Source organism: Exiguobacterium sp. A1_3_1 (assembly GCF_048985645.1).
GTDB classification, from domain to species: domain Bacteria; phylum Bacillota; class Bacilli; order Exiguobacteriales; family Exiguobacteriaceae; genus Exiguobacterium_A; species Exiguobacterium_A indicum.
The window spans coordinates 1-7,158 of record NZ_WBYY01000166.1 but is presented as its reverse complement, the minus strand read 5'-3'; the positions used below and the strand labels follow the sequence as shown (position 1 = coordinate 7,158).

5 protein-coding genes are annotated in these 7,158 nt (G+C 48.0%); 2 read left to right on the top strand and 3 right to left on the bottom strand.

Features of this window, described 5'->3' with window-relative positions; translation table 11 throughout:
• Nucleotides 1-182 precede the first annotated feature (182 nt).
• Complete coding sequence (locus tag F8N00_RS14755) at nucleotides 183-572, bottom strand: hypothetical protein (RefSeq protein ID WP_075642480.1); 390 nt, start codon at nucleotides 570-572, stop codon at nucleotides 183-185.
• Between the two features lie 159 nt (nucleotides 573-731).
• Here F8N00_RS14755 and F8N00_RS14750 point away from each other — a divergent pair, with 159 nt between their 5' ends.
• Both F8N00_RS14750 and F8N00_RS14745 read left to right on the top strand, forming a co-directional pair.
• Complete coding sequence (locus F8N00_RS14750) at nucleotides 732-2,156, top strand: NAD(P)H-binding protein (protein WP_075642481.1); 1,425 nt, start codon at nucleotides 732-734, stop codon at nucleotides 2,154-2,156.
• Between the two features lie 121 nt (nucleotides 2,157-2,277).
• Nucleotides 2,278-5,865, top strand: a complete 3,588-nt coding sequence (locus F8N00_RS14745) for a dynamin family protein (protein WP_075642482.1) — start codon at nucleotides 2,278-2,280, stop codon at nucleotides 5,863-5,865.
• Nucleotides 5,866-5,920: 55 nt separating this feature from the next.
• On the opposite strand, the gene F8N00_RS14740 is transcribed toward F8N00_RS14745, so the two are convergent.
• Both F8N00_RS14740 and F8N00_RS14735 read right to left on the bottom strand, forming a co-directional pair.
• Nucleotides 5,921-6,829, bottom strand: coding sequence for a LysR family transcriptional regulator (locus tag F8N00_RS14740; RefSeq protein ID WP_023468518.1), 909 nt, complete (start codon nucleotides 6,827-6,829; stop codon nucleotides 5,921-5,923).
• Nucleotides 6,830-6,841: 12 nt separating this feature from the next.
• A partial coding sequence (locus F8N00_RS14735) for a CorA family divalent cation transporter (protein ID WP_421018463.1) occupies nucleotides 6,842-7,158 on the bottom strand: 317 nt, incomplete at its 5' end.

Here is a 7,158-nt window from a genome sequence, read left to right as displayed (position 1 = left end):
GCCCATCTCAATTAGTTCTTCGTGAATAAACTTAGCTTTTATTTTCATGACGATTTATTTTAATGAACTCTGATTCACGAACATCTTCTTATCGATTCTTGAACTTACAACTTTTCTTCCCTCACAAAAAAATCCGATCGACGAAGAGAAGTTCTTCATCAATCGGATTCATACTAGTGTCATTACGATTTCGCGACTTTTTGTAACATCTGACATCCGTAAGCCCGCAATTTAATCGCTTCGAGTACGAGCGACATCTGTTGCTCATCCAATCGTTCAATCAGCTCGATAATCGTGATCGTCGTTCGTCCATTATACAATTGGACGATCAAGTGGATGATCGCTTCTAACGCTGGACTCGGATAGGGTTCAGCTAGAAATTCACGATCAAAAAACTCACCACTATCTGGAAAGAAGTAGTCCGAAAACCGTTCGAGTACTTGTGGCTGTCCTGTCGCAAGGTACAGCATCGAGACCATCGCTGCATCTTCTCGTTGTTTCGGCTTTAAACGTCTCCACAACAGATCGAATCGTCGTTCATGTCCCTCTTGCATGAATTGTATCGTCTGCATGGTTGAAGCCCCCTTTGTTTTCATTCTTCTTGCTGGTTCTTTTCCATATGTTACTATTCCCTATTCCATTCAACTGAATCGTCTCAACTTATCCTCTTGCGATTGAATCGACTCGTTTGAGGGTACATTACAACAGATATTAGAGAGGAGTTTACATCCATGCCAACTCGCTTAGCTTTAGCCGGAGCCACCGGATACATTGGTCACAATTTACTGAACGAACTAAAGAAAAAATATGACGTCATCGCCCTTTCACGAAATGGTGACGACAAGGACAATGAGGAACGCGTCGAATGGCGATCGTGCGACCTCTTTTCTCTAGACGATACGATCGAAGGCATGAAAGGAGCGGACATCGCTGTCTACCTCGTCCATTCGATGATGCCATCTGCTAAATTGACACAAGGATCGTTTGAGAATATGGACTTATTGTTAGCCGATAACTTCGCCCGTGCCGCAAAAGAAAACGGCATCCGGCAAATCATCTACTTAAGTGGCATCATTCCCGAGGAAACAGAAAATCTATCGCGTCACTTAAAGAGTCGACTTGAAGTCGAACGCGTTCTCGGTGCATATGGAACACCGGTGACGACGATCCGTGCTGCGTTAATCGTTGGTCCTAAAGGTTCATCGTTCCCAATCTTATCGAAACTCGTCAAACGTCTACCCGTCATGGCACTCCCACGATGGACACGTAACAAGACCCATCCTGTCGCCTTACCCGACGTCATTCATGCCCTTGGTGAAAGTGTCGATCGCGATGACGTTAAAGACCGAGCCATCGATATCGGTGGACCGGAAGCGATGACCTACAAAGAGATGATCCTTAAAACAGCCGACATCATGGGTAAACGACAACCGACGATCGATATTCCTTTATTGACCGTTAAATTATCGCGCCTTTGGGTGACGCTCGTGTCCGGAGAACCAAAAGAAACCGTATATCCACTCGTTGAAAGCATGGTCCATGAGATGGTCGCAGATCCTGAAAAAATGATTCCCGGCATCAGTGACGGTAAAATCACATTCGAACAATCAGTCCGAGATGCGTTAAAAGAGGAGGAAAAACAAGAAGGATCTTCTTCCTCATCGTCTTCGACACCAGACGTTCTTGACGTCCGTTCAGTCCAACGTGTCCTTCTACCGAAGGATCGTGACGCCGATTGGGCAGCCGACGATTATATGAATTGGTTGTCTTCGTTTGCCCGTCCCTTCCTATCGTCAACTGTGCAGGATCAAGTCGTCGGAATCCACATTCCATTTTACGAACAACCCCTACTTGAATTGACGAAGGAACCAGTCCACGACCGACAAATGGCGACGTACCGGATTACCGGCGGACTGTTCGCAAAAGTCGAGCAAGATAGCCGTGGTCGGATTGAATTCCGGCAAATTCCTGGTACGCAAGAATGTATCATCGCCATTCATGAATTCGTCCCTGCGCTACCGTGGATACTCTACAAGGCAACACAGGCGAACGTTCACTTGCTCGTGATGTATCTCTTCAAATTACACTTGTTGCGCCGGATTCATTCGACGGAACAAGAATCGACACGCGCGGACGAAATCGTTCCGTCGTCTTGATGCCGATCAAAACGATTCGCCTCTTCCTTGGCGAATCGTTTTTTGACGTTTGCAGAAGGATGACGAAACGGAAAAAATCGTGATACACTGAACGATGACTGAAAGAAAGGGGTTTCATTGCATGCGCTCATTTGAGGAACGATTATCGAACCAACTCGAGGCGACGGCTTCACTCGCCACATTGATTCAACCTTCAACGGATCAACTCCGTTTAGATAAACTAGATAAATTTGCTAGCAAACTATTAAAACGAGAGTTCACGATTGCGTTTGCTGGTCACTTTTCAGCTGGAAAGTCGAGCATGATCAACGCCTTGACGGGTGAATCGGTCTTACCGACGAGTCCGATTCCGACGAGTGCAAACATCGTGACACTTCAGCAAGGTGAGATGGATTCAGCAATCGTTCACTTTCATGAACAGCCGTCTGTTCGTCTGACAGCAACAGAGCAAGAGGAGCATCTTCAATCGCTTGGGAAAAGTGGTGATGTCCGACAAATCGATTTGACGCATGCCGCGTCCGCGCTGCCTCCTGGTCTCGTCTTAATGGATACGCCAGGCGTCGACTCGGTCGATGATGCCCACCGGGTATCAACGGAGTCTGCCCTTCACTTGGCTGACATCTTGTTTTACGTCATGGACTACAATCATGTTCAATCCGAATTGAACTTCATGGTGACGGATGAATTACAAGTTGCCGTACCGGAATTGTATTTAATCGTCAATCAAATCGATAAACATCGTAACGATGAACTATCATTCGACGCCTTCCGCCGCTCGGTTCATGCGTCCTTCGCTGAACACGGTGTCGTGCCGAAAGGAATCTTCTTTACGAGCCTACGGGACCCAGCCCATCCGCATAACGATTTCACGGAAGTCGAACAGCTCGTCAAACAAAGCATTCGGGACGCTCAACCGAAGTTGTTGACTTCTGCCGCTTTGACACTCGAAAGTCTTCACCAGGAGCATACACGTTATCTCACACGTCTCGTCTCAGAAACCCACGAGACGATGGCTGAGCAATTGAATGACGCTGAACGACGGGATCCGGCGAAAATCGAAACCGAATTAACGCGTGTCTCGCAACAATTAGAAGCACGTCAACCGGACCGCTGGGTACAGACGTTTTCGCTTCATCGGGATCAACTCTTGAAAAATGCGACATTGATGCCATTTGAGTTACGCGAGAAGATGCGCCGTTTCCTCGAGTCACGTCAGCATGATTTCAAGGTTGGATTATTCCGTAGCGCGAAAAAAACGGAAGCGGCTCAAGCGGAGATCGCACAAGACGTGCTCCGTGCCTATCAGACAGTGACCGCTTCCGAAATTTCGCTTCATTTACGTAACTTGATGAAACAATCGTTACGTGACCTTGGTCTCCTGCAGGATACGCATATCGTCGCAATCGATCAGCTCTCACTCGACCCACCGCTTTCCGTACTCGAAAGTGCCTTGCCAACCGGTATTACGATCACAGGTGAATCAGTGCTCCAGTTCACGAATCGTGTCGCCGAACAGACACAAGCGTGGTTCGTCAAGGAAACGAACGCGTGGCGTGAGCTTGTTCGTCAAGAGTTGACGGCAACTTTCCCGAAAGAACAAGCTGAACTATTGCAGCAACAGACGTCACTACAGCATAAATGGAATAGCGTTCAAGCATGGCAACAGGCTACCGTAGCACTCGAGCGATATGAGCATGGCGTTGCCAATCCATCTGACCAACAACTCAAACAGGCTCGGACGCAAGTCTCAGTTTGGGAGGAGCAATTGATTCAGCAAGAAGCGGCGATCGTTTCCTTTACCGGATATGAATCGGTGACAGAAACTACTTCGTTTGAAGTTGCGACGACGATCAGTGAGCAACAAGCCGTCCGTTATGCACCGGAAGACGTCGCTCAAATCCGTCAGCATCTAAATGGTCTTCAAGGTTTTGAAGATGCCGTCGCTTATTTGAATGACAAATTGGACCGACTGACACACCAATCGTTCACGATTGCCTTATTCGGTGCCTTCAGTGCTGGAAAATCGTCGTTTTGCAATGCCTTGCTCGGAGACAAAGTACTCCCGGTCTCTCCGAATCCGACGACCGCATCGATCAACCGGATTCACCCTGTTGACGCTGCACACCCGCACGGCGTGGCAGAAGTCACGTTCAAGTCGGAAGCAGCGATGCTTGAGGACTTAAATGAAGCAATGGTCGAAACGCTGACGTTCGAGTCAACGAAACAGGCATATGATACGCTCTTACCACGTACCGCGTCACTAGCGGACCCGTTCTTGCGTGCTTTCTTGAAAGGATTCCCTGCCGTGCAATCCTTCATCGGTACCGCTCAGACGGTCGATCAAGACGCTTTTAAACAGTATGTCGCGCAGGAAGAACGAAGCTGTTTCGTAGATGTTATCGATTTCTATTACGATAGTCCGTTAACACGTCTCGGCGTGACGCTCGTCGATACGCCAGGAGCAGATTCAATCAATGCCCGTCATACTGATGTCGCTTTTGATTACATCAAGAACGCGGATGCGATCTTATTCGTCACGTACTTCAATCATGCCTTTGCCCGCGCTGACCGTGAATTCTTGATTCAACTCGGTCGTGTCAAAGACGCCTTCGAACTCGATAAGATGTTCTTCCTCGTCAATGCGATTGATCTCGCTGCTTCAGATAGCGAACGTCAAGATGTCTTGAACTATGTCGCGACGGAATTGCAACGCTTCGGGATTCGGTCGCCCCGACTGTATGGAGTCTCGAGCTTACAAGGACTCACCGAAAAGCAACAAGAGCTATCGGATTCAACTTCCGGTCTACCCGAATTCGAGGAGGCATTCCATCACTTCCTTGCAGAGGATTTGACCGGTCTTGCCAAAATCTCGTTGTCTGAGCAGACGGAAAAGACCGTCCAGCGACTCGAACGATTTATCGCTGCGACTGAAGCGAATCTGTTGCGAAAAGAAGAACGGTTGGCTGAGCTGTCTACTCTAGAACAGCAGGTCACGGATCGTTTCGAAGACAATCGCGCCGCTGTGATCGAACCTGCACTCAAAGCAGAGATCCATGAGCTGTTGCACCATGTCGTACAACGCATTTATTACCGTTTCCCTGACTTTTTCAAGGAAGCCTATAACCCTGTTCGTTTTGCTCAAACTGGCAAAGGAGCAGCATTACAAGATGCGTTAACGGAACTGTTGACGTTCCTTCGGTTCGATTTTGAACAAGAGCTCCGTGTCACGCATTTCCGTGTCGACCAATGGCTCGAAGCGTCCTTGATCCGGCGTCAACAAGAGGAGCAACAGTTGCTAGAGCAATGGAACGAATCCTTCCAGCTCGCGCCTGTTACGGTCTCTCGATTAAACGAAATGACGTTCGACGGACCCTTCGAAGATGCAACTCCTTATATCGGCGTCAAACGTCATTTCCGGAATGCGAAAGCCTTCTTTGAGAAAAATGAGAAGGAGCAGTTGAAGGAAGAGCTGGCGACATTAACCAAACAAGAAGCACTCGCGTACACTGCCACTCAAGAAGAACGCTTGCTGGCAGTCGCGTCGGCACATCTGGACACTTCTTTGACAGCCGTTTCAGAGCACCTATTACGCCAAACACTCGAGCAACTTGAGAGTGAACGCGCGACGTTACAGGCACAAGAGACGCTGACTCCTTATAAACAAGCAGCAAAGCAGATTCGCAGTCTGACGCAACACGTCACTTCATAAAATACAATCGTTCAACACAAAAGACCGGAGCGCGATGCGTTCCGGTCTTTTTTCTTCATCGCGCAGGCGTTGGCCAATACGACTGAAAATAGTGGACGATGTATTGGTGGACGTGCCGGACAACAGGACGTAATTCCGTCCCGACGAGTCGGTTCAACGAGACATCCCATAACATCGGTGGGTCGAACGGGATGATTTTAATGTCATCCGCATGATGAAACCGTAGTATCGGCTCCGGTAGGATTGAGATGACGTCAAGTTCTTGGACCATCCCGATCAACAAGTCCCATGCCCCTGACATGAAGAAGATATTCGGCTCTTGCTGCACTTTACGAAACTCCGATAGTATTTGATGATGTAACATGAATCGATCGTTCAAGATGACAAGTGGTTCATTTCCGATATCACGATACGACAACGCTTCTTTGGCTTGAAACGGGTGATTCGGACGCACGGCGACGACGACCTCATCTTCGATCAATCGAAAACGTTCGATACCATAGGATTCGCCCGGTTCAATCAAAATGGCCAAGTCGAGTTCTTCAAGTAACAGTCGACGCTTGAGTTCAAACGCCCCCTCTTCGATGATTTCGAGTTCGATGCCTGGATGTTCCGCCATGAACTTCGGAATCAACTGCGAAAATAAAACAGGGAGGATGACGGGTGGGATGCCGAGACGGACTTTTCCTCGGACGACGTTCGAACGTTCACGCAGATGACCCATCAATGCTTGATGACGTGTCAGAACGATCTTCGCATCCTCATACAATTGACGTCCTGTTTCCGATAATCCTGTCAACCGTCCGTGCTTTCGAATGAACAGTTCTACTTGCTCCAGCTGTTCGAAGTCGCGGATCATCTGACTAAGCGCCGGTTGCGAGATTGACAAGTGCTTCGAAGCACGCGTTAAATTATAGCCTTGCTCGACGATCGTCGTAAAAAAGAGCAATTGTCGAATATCCACTTACATCCCCCCTTATTCATCAAACCAGCGATTTTTTTTGAAGAACAGAATCATTCCTAAAGCGAGGAGTCCCATTGCCCCTAACGTTACGAAATAACCATACTGGGTCGTCAGTTCTGGCATGTGTTCGAAGTTCATACCATATATACCTGCGATGAACGTCAACGGCATGAAAATCGTCGTGAAGATCGTTAATGTCTTCATGATACTATTCATCCGGTACGAGTTGAGAGAGATGAAATTATCCCGAAACTCAGATGTCATCAATCGATTGTATTCGATCATTTCCGATAACTTCAGTAAGTGATCGTACCTGTCTCTTATACACA

What these genes read in the sequence shown, in the direction of transcription:
- F8N00_RS14745 (WP_075642482.1), top strand. Translation starts at nt 2,278, where the DNA reads ATGCGCTCATTTGAGGAACGATTATCGAACCAACTCGAGGCGACGGCT.
- F8N00_RS14755 (WP_075642480.1), bottom strand. Translation starts at nt 572, where the DNA reads ATGCAGACGATACAATTCATGCAAGAGGGACATGAACGACGATTCGAT.
- F8N00_RS14750 (WP_075642481.1), top strand. Translation starts at nt 732, where the DNA reads ATGCCAACTCGCTTAGCTTTAGCCGGAGCCACCGGATACATTGGTCAC.